Annotated in this window: 14 protein-coding genes; 7 read left to right on the forward strand and 7 right to left on the reverse strand. The window is 67.2% G+C overall.

The annotated features are described in order from the left end of the window. The first annotated feature begins 114 nt into the window (after positions 1-114). From carD to ACZY0B_RS01410, 6 genes are read left to right on the forward strand one after another with little or no spacing between them, the layout of a single operon-like run. The gene (gene carD, locus ACZY0B_RS01385; protein WP_007166539.1) at positions 115-603 is read left to right on the forward strand and encodes an RNA polymerase-binding transcription factor CarD; all 489 of its coding nucleotides are present in this window, start codon (positions 115-117) and stop codon (positions 601-603) included. A 15-nt stretch (positions 604-618) separates the two neighbouring features. Continuing rightward, a complete protein-coding gene (gene ispD / locus ACZY0B_RS01390) occupies positions 619-1,290 on the forward strand; it encodes a 2-C-methyl-D-erythritol 4-phosphate cytidylyltransferase (protein ID WP_463762137.1) in 672 nt (223 codons plus the stop codon). Beyond that, entirely contained in the window at positions 1,287-1,766 is a 480-nt protein-coding gene (gene ispF / locus ACZY0B_RS01395) for a 2-C-methyl-D-erythritol 2,4-cyclodiphosphate synthase (RefSeq protein WP_463762138.1), read from the forward strand. The genes ispD and ispF overlap by 4 nt, the downstream gene beginning before the upstream one ends. A gap of 51 nt (positions 1,767-1,817) precedes the next feature. Further along, complete coding sequence (cysS, locus tag ACZY0B_RS01400; RefSeq protein ID WP_463762139.1) at positions 1,818-3,227, forward strand: cysteine--tRNA ligase; 1,410 nt, start codon at positions 1,818-1,820, stop codon at positions 3,225-3,227. Next, positions 3,228-4,160 carry a 23S rRNA (guanosine(2251)-2'-O)-methyltransferase RlmB gene (gene rlmB / locus ACZY0B_RS01405; RefSeq protein ID WP_463762140.1) on the forward strand — a complete coding sequence of 311 codons (933 nt, stop codon included), beginning with the start codon at positions 3,228-3,230 and terminating at the stop codon, positions 4,158-4,160. A 5-nt stretch (positions 4,161-4,165) separates the two neighbouring features. Continuing rightward, the gene (locus tag ACZY0B_RS01410; RefSeq protein WP_463762141.1) at positions 4,166-5,146 is read left to right on the forward strand and encodes a glycerophosphodiester phosphodiesterase; all 981 of its coding nucleotides are present in this window, start codon (positions 4,166-4,168) and stop codon (positions 5,144-5,146) included. Here the strand turns inward: ACZY0B_RS01410 and ACZY0B_RS01415 are convergent. The 6 genes from ACZY0B_RS01415 to ACZY0B_RS01440 are packed head-to-tail and all read right to left on the reverse strand — an operon-like array spanning position 5,143 to position 10,705. Next, positions 5,143-6,384 (reverse strand): SLC13 family permease, encoded by a 1,242-nt coding sequence (locus tag ACZY0B_RS01415; protein WP_463762142.1) that lies wholly within the window; start codon positions 6,382-6,384, stop codon positions 5,143-5,145. The genes ACZY0B_RS01410 and ACZY0B_RS01415 overlap by 4 nt on opposite strands. Before the next feature lie 13 nt (positions 6,385-6,397). Continuing rightward, positions 6,398-7,315, reverse strand: a complete 918-nt coding sequence (locus tag ACZY0B_RS01420; protein WP_463762143.1) for an MBL fold metallo-hydrolase — start codon at positions 7,313-7,315, stop codon at positions 6,398-6,400. After that, on the reverse strand, positions 7,315-8,073 hold the full coding sequence (locus ACZY0B_RS01425) for a LamB/YcsF family protein (protein WP_463762144.1): 759 nt from the start codon (positions 8,071-8,073) through the stop codon (positions 7,315-7,317). The genes ACZY0B_RS01420 and ACZY0B_RS01425 overlap by 1 nt, the downstream gene beginning before the upstream one ends. Positions 8,074-8,095: 22 nt before the next feature. Beyond that, complete coding sequence (locus tag ACZY0B_RS01430; protein WP_463762145.1) at positions 8,096-8,956, reverse strand: metal ABC transporter permease; 861 nt, start codon at positions 8,954-8,956, stop codon at positions 8,096-8,098. Beyond that, positions 8,953-9,780, reverse strand: coding sequence for a metal ABC transporter ATP-binding protein (locus tag ACZY0B_RS01435; RefSeq protein WP_463762146.1), 828 nt, complete (start codon positions 9,778-9,780; stop codon positions 8,953-8,955). Before ACZY0B_RS01435 ends, ACZY0B_RS01430 begins: the two co-directional genes overlap by 4 nt. Next, positions 9,767-10,705, reverse strand: coding sequence for a metal ABC transporter solute-binding protein, Zn/Mn family (locus tag ACZY0B_RS01440; protein WP_463762147.1), 939 nt, complete (start codon positions 10,703-10,705; stop codon positions 9,767-9,769). The genes ACZY0B_RS01435 and ACZY0B_RS01440 overlap by 14 nt, the downstream gene beginning before the upstream one ends. A 147-nt stretch (positions 10,706-10,852) precedes the next feature. Here ACZY0B_RS01440 and ACZY0B_RS01445 point away from each other — a divergent pair, with 147 nt between their 5' ends. Then, positions 10,853-11,932: a LacI family DNA-binding transcriptional regulator gene (locus ACZY0B_RS01445; protein WP_463762148.1), complete on the forward strand. Its 1,080-nt coding sequence runs from the start codon at positions 10,853-10,855 to the stop codon at positions 11,930-11,932. On the opposite strand, the gene kstR is transcribed toward ACZY0B_RS01445, so the two are convergent. Next, positions 11,929-12,534, reverse strand: coding sequence for a cholesterol catabolism transcriptional regulator KstR (kstR, locus tag ACZY0B_RS01450; RefSeq protein ID WP_463762149.1), 606 nt, complete (start codon positions 12,532-12,534; stop codon positions 11,929-11,931). The two genes, ACZY0B_RS01445 and kstR, sit on opposite strands and share 4 nt — an antisense overlap. Positions 12,535-12,681: the final 147 nt, after the last annotated feature.

Genomic DNA, 12,681 nt, shown 5'->3' on the forward strand with positions numbered 1-12,681 from the left:
TCTCCCGTCTGTCAACCCCTATTGAGCGCGCGTTGTGGCCCCTGACCTGCACCGTTGCTTCACGCGTGTTGGACCGCCGTGCTAGACTGAAGTAACGAAAGGGGCTCGAATCAGATGATCTTCAAGGTCGGCGACACCGTTGTTTATCCACACCACGGTGCTGCGTTAGTCGAGGCGATCGAAACCCGCACCATCAAAGGGGAGCAAAAAGAGTATCTCGTCTTGAAAGTTGCGCAGGGTGACCTGACCGTTCGAGTTCCCGCAGACAACGCCGAATATGTCGGCGTCCGCGACGTCGTCGGACAAGAAGGCCTGGACAAGGTCTTCCAGGTTTTGCGCGCCCCGCACACTGAGGAGCCGACCAACTGGTCGCGCCGCTACAAGGCAAACCTGGAAAAGCTTGCTTCCGGCGACGTCAACAAGGTTGCCGAAGTGGTTCGCGACCTGTGGCGTCGCGATCAGGAACGCGGCCTGTCCGCGGGCGAAAAGCGCATGCTGGCAAAGGCCCGGCAGATTCTGGTCGGTGAGTTGGCGCTCGCCGAGAGCACCGACGACGCCAAAGCGGAGACCATCCTCGACGAGGTTCTGGCCGCCGCTTCCTGAAGGTCCTGAGCTCACGTGGTCGGGGGCACAGTTGTCGCAGTGGTCCCGGCCGCGGGGTTGGGCGTGCGGCTGCGCGCCGGTATTCCGAAAGCATTCTGCGAACTCGACGGTCGCACTCTGCTCGAGTGGGCGGTCGCGGGTCTGCTGAAATCGGGCGTCGTTGATCATGTCGTGGCGGCGGTACCCGCCGATCACATCGAGGCGGCCAAGCAAGTCCTAGGCCCGCAAGCCACCGTCGTGGCAGGCGGCGCCGGGCGCACCGAATCGGTCAATCTGGCTTTGTCCGCCATGCCCGGCGAACCGGAGTTCGTTCTGGTACACGACGCCGCCCGCGCGTTGACTCCACCCGAGTTGATCGTGCGGGTGGTCGACACTTTGCGGGCCGGGCACAGCGCTGTCGTGCCCGCGCTGGCGCTGCATGACACCATCAAGGCCGTGGATGCCAACGGCGTGGTGCTGGGCACGCCGGAGCGGTCCGGGCTGCGGGCGGTGCAGACGCCGCAAGGGTTCGCCACCGAACTGTTGCTGCGCGCTTACCAGCGCGCTGCCGGCGCGGTTTTCACCGACGACGCATCCCTGGTCGAGCACGTCGGAGGCCAGGTTCAGGTGGTCGACGGCGACCCGCTCGCATTCAAGATCACCACTGCGCTGGATCTGCTGCTGGCCCAAGCGATTGTGCGCCGGTGAGCGAGTTGCCGCGGGTCGGTCTGGGCGCCGATGTACACCCGATCGAGCCAGGACGGTCCTGCTGGTTGGTGGGGCTGCTGTTTGCCGATGCCGACGGCTGCGCCGGTCACTCCGACGGCGACGTGGCCGCGCACGCGCTGTGCGATGCCATGTTGTCGGCCGTCGGGCTGGGCGACATCGGGGCCGTGTTCGGGGTCGACGATCCGCGGTGGAAGGACGTCAGCGGTGCCGACATGCTGCGCCACGTCGTCGATTTGCTGTCGGAGCACGGCTTTCGGGTCGGAAACGCCGCCGTGCAAGTGATCGGAAATCGGCCGAAGATCGGTCCGCGGCGCGCCGAGGCGCAGCAGGTGTTGTCGGATCTCCTGCGGGCGCCGGTATCCGTCTCGGCGACCACCACCGACGGGCTGGGCCTGACCGGGCGGGGCGAGGGTTTGGCGGCGATCGCGACTGCCCTGGTCGTCGCGCGCGGATAGCCCCGCGAGCTGCGGTCGGCCGATCTGAAGTAGCAGGTAAGCTGGCACGTCGTGACCGATCGCCCCCGCATGCGGCTACACGACACGGCAGCTGGTGCTGTGCGTGATTTCGTTCCGCTGCGCGAGGGGCACGTCTCCATCTACCTGTGCGGCGCCACCGTTCAGGGGCAGCCGCACATCGGGCACGTTCGCAGCGGCGTCGCCTTCGACATCCTGCGCCGCTGGCTGATGGCGCGTGGCTACGACGTCGCCTTCATCCGCAACGTGACCGACATCGACGACAAGATCCTCAACAAGGCCGCTGCCGCATGCCGGCCGTGGTGGGAGTGGGCGGCCACCTACGAGCGTGCGTTCGCTGCGGCCTACGACGCCCTGGACGTGTTGCCGCCGTCTGCGGAGCCGCGAGCCACCGGCCACATCACCCAGATGGTCGAGTTAATGGACCGCCTGATTGAAAATGGTCACGCGTATGCCAGCGGCGGCGATGTGTACTTCGACGTGCTCAGCTACCCGGAGTACGGCCGGCTGTCCGGCCACAAGATCGACGACGTCCATCAGGGTGAGGGCGTCGCCACCGGTAAGCGCGATCAGCGCGACTTCACCATGTGGAAGGGCGCCAAGCCCGGCGAGCCGTCATGGCCGACGCCGTGGGGCCGTGGCCGCCCGGGCTGGCACCTGGAATGCTCGGCGATGGCCCGGACATATCTGGGGCCAGAATTCGATATCCATTGCGGTGGAATGGATTTGGTATTCCCGCATCACGAAAACGAAATCGCTCAGAGTCGTGCGGCCGGGGATGGGTTCGCCCGCTACTGGCTGCACAACGGATGGGTGACGATGGGCGGCGAAAAGATGAGCAAGTCGCTGGGCAACGTGTTGTCCATCCCGGCGATGCTGCAGCGCGTCCGTCCGCCCGAACTGCGCTACTACCTCGGCAGCGCGCACTATCGATCGATGCTGGAATTCTCCGACACCGCCCTGCAGGATGCGGTGAAAGCCTATGTGGGAGTTGAGGAATTCCTGCACCGGGTGCGCGTCCGCATCGGTGGCGTCGTCCCCGGTGAGTGGACGCTGCGATTCGCCGAGGCGCTCGACGACGATCTCGCCGTCCCGATCGCGCTGGCCGAGATCCACCAAGCTCGCGCGGAGGGCAACCGGGCTCTTGACGCCGGCGACCATGAAGGCGCCTTGCGGCAGGCCGGTGCCATCCGGGCGATGATGGGCATCCTGGGCTGCGATCCGCTCGACGAACGCTGGGAATCGCGCGACGAGACGTCGGCGGCCCTCGCGGCGGTCGACGTGCTCGTCCAAACCGAACTGGAAAGCCGCAAACAGGCGCGCGAGCAGCGCAATTGGGCTCTGGCGGACCAGATCCGGGACCGACTCAAGAACGCCGGCATCGAGGTCACCGACACCGCCGACGGGCCGCAGTGGGAACTGCTGGCCGGTGACGACAAATAGATGGCCGGCAACTCGCGGCGCCAGGGGGCGATTCGTAAATCCGGCACCAAGAAGGGCCAGACCGTAGGTTCGGGCGGCCAACGACGTCGCGGACTGGAGGGTCGCGGTCCCACGCCGCCGGCGCACATGCGCCCCAACCATCCCGCTGCCAAGCGCGCCACGCAGGCCCCGCAACGCCGGCCGGCCAAACGCAGCGACGAAACAGAAACGGTGCTCGGGCGCAACGCGGTGCTGGAATGCTTGCGCGCCGGGGCTCCCGCGACGGCGCTCTACGTCGCGCTCGGTATCGAAGCTGACGAGCGAGTAACCGAATCCGTCACGCGTGCGGCTGATTTGGGCATCGCAATCCTGGAAGTGCCGCGCTCCGACCTGGACAAAATGACCACCAACCATCTGCACCAGGGCATCGCGCTGCAGGTTCCGCCGTACAACTACGCCCACCCCGATGACCTGCTCACGATCGCTCTGCAGTCGCCGCCGGCATTGCTGGTCGCATTGGACAACATCTCCGATCCGCGCAACCTCGGCGCGATCATTCGCTCGGTGGCGGCCTTCGGCGGCCACGGAGTCCTGATACCGCAGCGCCGTTCGGCCTCGGTGACGGCGGTGGCCTGGCGAACCAGTGCCGGTGCGGCCGCCCGCATTCCGGTGGCGCGGGCCACCAATCTCACCAGAACACTGAAGAATTGGGCCGAACGCGGGGTCCGGGTGATCGGATTGGATGCCGGTGGCGACACCGTAGTCGACGACCTGGACGGCGCCGATCCGCTCGTGGTGGTGGTCGGATCCGAAGGCAAGGGCCTCTCCCGCCTGGTGCGGCAGAATTGCGAACAAGTGCTGTCGATACCGATGGCCGGTGATGCCGAATCGCTGAATGCCTCGGTGGCCGCCGGGGTGGTGCTCGCCGAGATCGCGCGTCAGCGCAGGAGTTAACCGGATTGTCCGGCCGACTCGCGCGCCTGGGTGCGGTGCTGAGCGCCGTCGTGTTGCTGGTGCCGCTGCCTGTTTCAGAGGCGCAAGCACCCGGATTCGACCTGCAGGCCCACCGCGGCGGGCGTGGTGAAGCGACCGAGGAATCGCTGCGCGCATTCGCCAAATCACTCGAACTCGGTGTCAGCACACTCGAACTCGACATCGTCATCACCAAAGACGGGCAACCCCTGGTGTGGCACGATCCGACGATCGACGCCGAGAAATGCGTCGACACCGGGGCCGCGTCTCCCGGCGATCCGCAATACCCTTATGTAGGAAAGCTGGTGCATGAGCTCACCTTGGCGCAGATCCACACGCTGGACTGTGGCCGCCGACTTGCCGAGTTTCCCCACGCCGAAGTGGTGCGGGACAACAAGATAGCGACCCTGCCGGATGTCTTCGCGCTGGCCGACTCGTATCGCGCCGCGGTGCGCTACAACATCGAAACCAAAGTGGAGGCCGACAAGCCGAGCAGGTCGGCCGAGCCGCAGCAGTTCGTCGACGCGATCCTGGCCGCAGTCAGGTCGGCGGGCAAGGTCGACGCCGTGGAGATTCAGAGCTTCGACTGGCGAACGCTGCCGATGGTGCACCACGCCGAACCGTCGATTCCGTTGGTGGCCTTGTACAACGAGGAGACCTGGGGGCCCGGGTCACCGTGGCTGGCCGGCATCAACGCCGCCGCCGTCGGCGACCCGATGATCGGGGCGCTGATGGTGGGCGCGAACATCGTGTCGCCCAGATACCAGCTGGTCAACGGCAAGTCGTATGTTGATCACGCACATGCGTTGGGGCTCAAGGTTATTCCGTGGACTGTCAACGATGCCGGCGCGATGCGCGAGCAAATCGGCTACGGCGTCGACGGCATCATCACCGACTATCCCACGCTCTTGCGCGGCGTGCTGGCCGACCTCGGCATGCCGTTGCCGCCCGCCTACCACCGCGGTTAGAGGCCGAGCAACCGCGCAGAACCCCACAGCGCGATCACCGCGACCACCAGTGCAGGAGGTACCGTACACAACCCGAGGCGGGTGTACTCGCCGACGCCCGCTTCGACATCGTGCTGTCGAAGCACTCGCCGCCACAGCAGGTTTGACAGCGAACCGACGTAGGTCAGGTTGGGCCCGATGTTGACCCCAATCAAGACAGCCAGGATCGCGACCGGACCGCTGGCGGCGACCAGCGGCAACAGCACCAGCGTTGCGGGCAGGTTGTTGACGATGTTGGCCAGCACGGCCGCCACCGTAGCGATGGCAAGCAACGCCGGCAGCCCGGACCCGTGCGGCAGCACGGCGGACATCACCCTGTCCATTCCGTTCAGCGTGACGGCTTGCACCACGACACCGAGCGCCAGCACGAACACCAGAAACGAGACCTGCACCGAGCGCAGGATTTCGGACACGGTGGTGTGCCGGCGGCGCAAGCTGCGCACCGCCAGCACCGAGGCGCCGGCCAGCGCCACCCATGCGGGGGCGACTCCCAGTGGCTCGGACAACGCGAACCCGGTCAGCGTCAGCCCCACGACCACCAAGACGAAGACCGGCGGTCGCGGCGCCGGTCCGAGCTGTTCGGGGTTCGGAGCCACGCGCAGATCCCGGGCGAAAAAGCCGCGGAAGACCAGATACAGCGTGGCGACGGTGGCCAGCCACGGTAACGCCATCATCAGGGTGAACTGGGTGAAGGAGACTTTCGCGAGGTGAAACGCCAGCAGGTTGGTCAGGTTGGATACCGGAAGCAGCAGCGAGGCGCCATTAGCCAGATGCGCCGTCGCGTAGGCGTACGGGCGAACCGGGGTTCGCAGCCGGCGCACGGCGGCCAACACCACCGGCGTCAGCAACACCACGGTGGCGTCCAGGCTCAGAACGGCGGTGATGCTGCCGGCGATGATGAACACGTGGCCCAACAGCCCGTGCGAGCCGCGCGGTGTCCGGGCGATCGCCGCGCCCGCGGCCTCGAACAGGCCTTCGTCGTCGCATAGCTTGGCCAGCACCAGCACCGCGCCCAGAAACGCGACCACCCCTGACAAATCGGCGACCTGCTTGGCCGCCTGATGAACCGAGATCGCGCCGATCGCGATCACAATAAGGGCTGCCGGAACCGCCGCAAGCGCCTCCGGCCAGCCCCGGGGGCGCGCGACCGCGAACCCCAGAACCACGGCAAGCAGCAGCAGCGAAACGATCAGTGCCAACGTCTGGACCGCTTCACAACCAAGGGTTTTCGCGTCGCCACACCGTCGGCATGTGCAGCGCGACACCGTCGCGCGCGGCCAGCTCATCGAGAGTACGGATGGACACGTCCAAGTCGTCACCCGCATACGGCAAGGCCCGCAATGGCTTTGACAATGGGCGGAAGAAGTCGTCCCAGTGGATGAGGATCACTCGTCGCGCGCCCACCGCTTGCACGGTCTCGGCCCAGTAGTCGAGCAGGTATGACCGCGGCCGCAAACCCAGCTGGCCGACCGACAGGTAGACCGCATCGGCGCGGTGGGTGGCCAGCGCGCCTTTGACGAAGCCGGCGCTGCCCTGAATCAGCAGTCGCTTATCCGATGGCAGGTGGTGGATCAGCGTCGACCACGACTCCCCGCAGCGATAGGCCGACACCTTGACCGGTGGCACCAGGGGCGCGTCGATCACACCGGGGTACCGGTCGGGCGGACAGTGGTGTGACTCTACAAGTGTTACGTCGAAGGCGCCCAATCGAATTGGTTCGCCCGGGACCGCGACGACGAGGCGGTCCTCCGGTAGGCCATGCCCGCGCCCGACGTTGGCCGCCGACTCGCCGCCGACCAGCTGCGCGCCGGTGCGGTCGGCGACCAGTGCGGAATCCATCACGTGGTCGACGTGGGTGTGCACCGGTATGACGGCCGCCAGCCGCGACACCTGGGCCCGAGCCAGGCAGCCGTCCACGCGGGCCGGTGACGGCGACAGCTTGCCGGCCGCGACCTGCGCCAGGCTGGGGCGGGAGAAATAGCCGTCGGTCATCAGCGCGCACGACCCGTCGTCGATCAGCAGTGTCGCCACACCCATCCACGTCGCCGACAGCCCAACGGCTTCGGCGCCCGGCGCGTCGAACCGGTCCGAGTACCGCCCGATATCGGGGCGACCGAGTCGCAGCCGCATCAGCAGAATGCCCTGAGGTCGACGCCCGCGGCCTTGAGCTGATCGCGCACCGCGGTCGCGATCTGTACCGCGCCGGGCGAATCACCGTGCACGCAAACCGATTCCGCACTGACGGCGATCTGGGCGCCGTCCACCGCGGTGAGGAGTCCGGAGGACACCATGGTCACCACGCGCTCCGCGATCGCCGCCGGGTCGTGCAGCACCGCGCCCGGTTCGCGACGGGACACCAGCTGCCCGTCCGCTTGGTAGGCGCGATCGGCAAACGCCTCGGCCACCGTAGTCAAACCGAGGCCCGCCGCCTCGTCGAAGAACACCGAACCCGCCATGCCCAATACGGGCAGCGTGGCGTCCACCGAACGCACCGCCTCGGCGACGGCAGCGGCCTGCTCGCGGTTGGTCACGATCGTGTTGTACAGCGCGCCATGGGGTTTGACGTAGCAGACCGCCGAGCCCGAGGCGTGGGCGATCGCCTGCAACGCGCCGATCTGATACACCACGTCGGCGACGAGGTCCTCGGCAGCGACGTCGATGAAGCGCCGGCCAAACCCGGCCAGGTCGCGATAGCTCACCTGCGCGCCGATCCGCACACCCCGCTCGGCGGCGCTGCGGCACACCCGTAGCAGTCCGGCCGGGTCGCCGGCGTGGAAACCGCACGCGACGTTGGCACTGGTGACGATCCGCAGCATCGCGTCGTCGTCACCGAGACTCCAGACGCCAAAGCCCTCGCCCAAGTCGGCGTTCAGGTCGATACCGGCCACCTGCCTAGCTTATGGCGTCGATTTACGCGCTGGCCTCCCGCCGTCGGCCCAGCAGCCAGCAAAATACATAGATCAGAAACGAGATCGTTGCGACGAAAACCGACACCGGGACACCGGGCGCCAGGGACAGCACAATGCCGCCAACCGCGGCGATTTCGGCAAAGATCACCGAGGCCACGATGGCTACCACCGGTGAGGCGACGATCCGCGCGGCCGCGGCCGCCGGTGTGATCAGCAACGACATCACCAGCAGCGCGCCGACGATCTGCACGGCCTGGGCGGCCACCACGCCGACCAGCGCCGCGAACACGATGCCCAGCGCCCGCACCGGCACGCCGCGGCCGGCCGCGACGTCGGGATCGACGGTGGCGAACAGCAGCGGTCGGTAGCACGTCGCCAGCACGGCGATCACCAGCAGGCAAACGAGCGCCAGCGTCGCCAGTCCGGTGTAGCCCACGCCCACGATCTGGCCGGTGAGCAGCGCGAAACTCGTCGTCGTGCGCCCGGGGTAGAGGTAGATGAACAACACCGCCAGGCCCAGGCCGAAGGCCAGCACCACCCCGGTCACTGAATCGCGCTCCCGGGCCCGCTGACCGAGGACGCCGAACAGCGCGGCAGCCACGGCGCTGCCGATCAGCGCGCCCAAGCCGACCTGGAATCCGACCAGCAACGCGAAAGCGGCGCCGGTCAGCGACAGTTCGCTGGATCCGTGCACGGCGAACGACATTTGGCGCATCACGATGAACGGGCCGATCAGCCCGGCCACGAGGCCCAGCAGCGCGGCCGCCAGCAGTGCCTGCTGGACGAAGTCGTGGTTCAGCAGCGCCGCGGTGATGTCGAAGGAGAACAGATGATCCAGCACCTCGGAGAGCTGGTGGTTCATAAGGCGTGCCCGCTGTCGTCGCCGATCACCACGTAGCGGTCTTTGACCTTCACCACCTGGATGTCGGCCCGGTACAGCGTCGACAGCGTTTCGGTGTTCATCACCTGCTCGACGGTGCCGATCCTGAATCGGCCGTCGACGAGATACAGCACCCGGTCGACATACGGCAGGATCGTGTTGATCTCGTGGGTGACCACCATGACCGTGGTGTTGGCCTCGCGGCGGCGGCGGTCGATCAGCGCGGCGACCAGCTTGGCGTTGGCCGGGTCCAGGGCCAGTAGCGGCTCGTCGCACAACAGCAGCATCGGGTCGCTGGCCAAGGCCTGAGCGATGCGCATCCGCTGCAACTCCCCACCCGACATCAGCCCGACGCGCACATCGGCCAGCCGCTCGCCGTTGACCTGCGCCAGCGCCTGCCGAACGGCCGCGCGGCGGCGGGCCCGCTCGGCGGACCGCAATGGCATGACGCCCCAATGGTTTCCGTCGATGCCCAGCCGGACCAGGTCGCGCCCGACCAACATCACGTCGCGGTCGATCGGGCGGTGTTGCGGCACATAGCCGATGTCGCCGCTGCCCGAGGTGACCTTCCTGCCGGCTACCAGCGCCGCACCGGCGCTCAGCGACTGTTGCCCGAGCAACACCTTGAGCAGTGAGGTCTTGCCGGTGCCGTTGGGACCGAGCACCGCGATGAACTCACCGGGCGACACCGACAGGTCGAGCTCGTCCCACAGGACGCGATCGCCGAACGCCAGCCGGGCACCGGTGAGCGAGACGGCCGGTGGCTGCGGGTCGGCCGTCTCGACCGCTTGCTCAATTACGGGCATTGTTCTCACTCGAGCGCAACGCGGCTCGCAGCTGGTCGACGGTGTTGCGCTGCCAGCTCAGATAGTCGGCGCCGTCGGGCAGCGTCTCGGTCACTTGAGTGACCGGGATGCCAGCCCGTCGGGCCGCATCCTGCAGGCCGTTGATCGCGGGTGTGGATGTCTGCGGGTTGACCAGCAGCGCCGCGACTTGGTGGCGGTTGACCAGGTCGAGGACGAATGCCATGTCGGCCGGCGAGGGATCGGTTCCGTTCTCGTTGGCCGACATGAAAGCGGGGGGAGTGCGATTCACCAGGCCCGTGGCCTTCAACAGGTAGAACGCGACGGGCTCGGTCGCGACCACGGAGGTGCTGGGATACGTGTTGGCGATGGACCGTTCCGAGGCGGCGATGGCGTCGGTGTCGCGGCCGAATCCGGCGGCGTTGGCCCGATAGTCGGCGGCGTTGTCCGCGTCGGTGGCCGCGAGCCGTTCGGCGATGGCGTTAGCGACGGTCTTGGCGACGCCGAGGTCGTAGAAGACGTGCTCGTTGGGCGGATTCCCGTTGTCCGCCTTGTCGACGAACGAGTAGGCGTCGACCGACTTGATGTCGGAATGGCCGGTCAGCACCGAAGTGACCCACGGGTCGTAGCCACCGCCGTTGTAGATCAACAAGGCGGCGTCCATGACGGCGGCGGCGTCCGAGGCACTGGCCTGGTAGGTGTGCGGATCGATAGTGGCGCCGGACAAGATCGACTTGACGCTGACATGCCGCCCCGCGACGGCGTGCGCAACGCTGCCCCACACATCGGTGGAGGCCACCACGCTGGACCCCTGCAGGTGGGCAGAACCAGCGACGCCGCATCCCGTGATGACCGTCGTGCCGATCAGGCAGGCGGCCAGGGCCGGCAGGAAGCCCGAGAGCCGTCGTCCCGCATTGACTTGTGCCATTTCGTCCCGTCCGCGCCGCACGCAGGTGTGTTTCCGTCGGCCGTCCCGTTTGCCGACACATAATACTAATGAAAATCGTTTCCATTAGAAAGTAGCAGATCGCGGCCGCGTAGGCGCAGGCGAGGATGCGCTGTAGCGTCACCGAGCGTGAGTCCCACACCGCGCCGGCGTGCGACTCTGGCGTCGTTGGCGGCCGAGCTCAAGGTTTCCCGCACCACCATCTCGAACGCCTTCAACCGGCCGGATCAACTCTCGCCCGACCTTCGCGAACGTGTATTCGCCACCGCCAAGCGGCTGGGCTACGCCGGCCCCGACCCGGTGGCACGCTCGTTGCGGACTCGCAAAGCCGGTGCGGTCGGCCTGTTGATGGCCGAGCCGCTGACCTACTTCTTCAGCGACCCGGCGGCGCGCGATTTCGTCACGGGAGTGGCGCAGTCGTGCGAGGAGCAGGGGCAGGGGCTGTTGCTGGTCGCCGTCGGACCCAGCCGGAGCCAGCAGGACGGCGAGGCCGCGGTGTTGGCCGCCGGGGTGGACGGCTTCGTGGTGTATTCGGTGCGCGACGACGATCCCTACCTGCAGGTGGTGCTGCAGCGGCGCGTGCCCATTGTGGTGGTCGACCAGCCGAAGGGCCTGTCCGACGTGTCGCGGGTGGGCATTGACGACAGGGCGGCGATGCGCGAGCTCGCCGAATATGTGCTGGGGCTTGGGCACCGTGAGATCGGGCTGCTGACCATGCGGCTGGGGCAGGACCGCCGCCAAGACCTGGCGGACGCGGAGCGGTTGCGCTCGCTGACTTTCGACGTGCAGCGCGAACGCATCACCGGGGTGTGGGACGCCATGCGGGCCGCGGGTGTGGACCCGGATTCACTGACCGTGGTGGAGAGCTACGAGCACCTGCCGACGTCGGGCGGTGAGGCGGCCAAGGTGGCGCTGGAGGCCAATCCGCGGATCACCGCATTGATGTGCACCGCAGACATCTTGGCGCTTTCGGCGATGGATTACCTTCGGGCGCATGGCATTTACGTGCCTGGTCAGATCAGCGTCACCGGATTCGACGGTGTGCCCGAGGCGATCAGCCGCGGCTTGACCACGGTGTCGCAGCCGAGTCTGCAGAAGGGCCATCGGGCCGGGGAACTACTGCTGAGCCCACCGCGGTCCGGCCTGCCGGTCGTCGAGCTGCTGGACACCGAGCTGATCCGGGGCCGTACCGCCGGTCCGCCGGTCTAGCTCTGGGCGGACTCCGTGTCGCCGATCAGCAATCGCACGGCCAGGTCGAGGCGCTTGCTGACGTCGGTCGCCGAGGCGCGCCGGGTCAGCCACGCCAACAGGTTCGACAACCACACGTCCGAGATCACCCGGGCGATGTGGTACTGGTCCTCGGTCGGCTCACCGTCACTCATCGCGCGCGCGAACATGCTGTCGATCAGCTTCTCGACCTGGTCGACCTCGCTGGCCGCCGACGCGTCGGCGAAAACGTAGGCGCGCGTCATCGCCTCGGTGAGCAACGGATTGCGCTGCATCGCGCGGTTGAGCTTGCCGACCATGAAATTCAGCCGCTGGAACGGCGTGCCGCCGGCCATCGCGGAGCGGTCGGTTTTCGCGTCGATGCGGCCGAACTCCCGGCCCAGGGCCGACACCAGCAGGTGCACTTTCGACGGGAAGTAGCGATACAGCGTCCCGACCGCTACGTCGGCTCGATCGGCCACCGCACGCATCTGAACTGCCTCGTAGCCGCCCTTCGACGCGATGGCCATGGTGGCGTCCAAGATGCGCTTACGACGCTCCCGTTGTGCCTCCGAACCAAGCTCGGACTCAGCCAGAACTGCCACGTTCATGACCTCGCGTGGCTGCGAGTCAGAGACGTGGCCAGAGTTAGTGTTCGCCGGCGACATCTGACGGGTTGCTCCTCTTCCGGGCGGTTCGTTCGCAAACGATACGCAAGCCGAGTGTGAATTTCCCACCTCCGTCCTGCCGGG

The organism is Mycobacterium sp. IDUB_19 (assembly GCF_055419445.1).

Bases quoted from the DNA above. Each gene is read 5' to 3' on its own strand.
- carD (WP_007166539.1), top strand. From the start codon at position 115: ATGATCTTCAAGGTCGGCGACACCGTTGTTTATCCACACCACGGTGCT.
- ACZY0B_RS01440 (WP_463762147.1), bottom strand. From the start codon at position 10,705: ATGGCACAAGTCAATGCGGGACGACGGCTCTCGGGCTTCCTGCCGGCC.
- ACZY0B_RS01435 (WP_463762146.1), bottom strand. From the start codon at position 9,780: ATGCCCGTAATTGAGCAAGCGGTCGAGACGGCCGACCCGCAGCCACCG.
- ACZY0B_RS01430 (WP_463762145.1), bottom strand. From the start codon at position 8,956: ATGAACCACCAGCTCTCCGAGGTGCTGGATCATCTGTTCTCCTTCGAC.
- rlmB (WP_463762140.1), top strand. From the start codon at position 3,228: ATGGCCGGCAACTCGCGGCGCCAGGGGGCGATTCGTAAATCCGGCACC.
- ACZY0B_RS01420 (WP_463762143.1), bottom strand. From the start codon at position 7,315: ATGCGGCTGCGACTCGGTCGCCCCGATATCGGGCGGTACTCGGACCGG.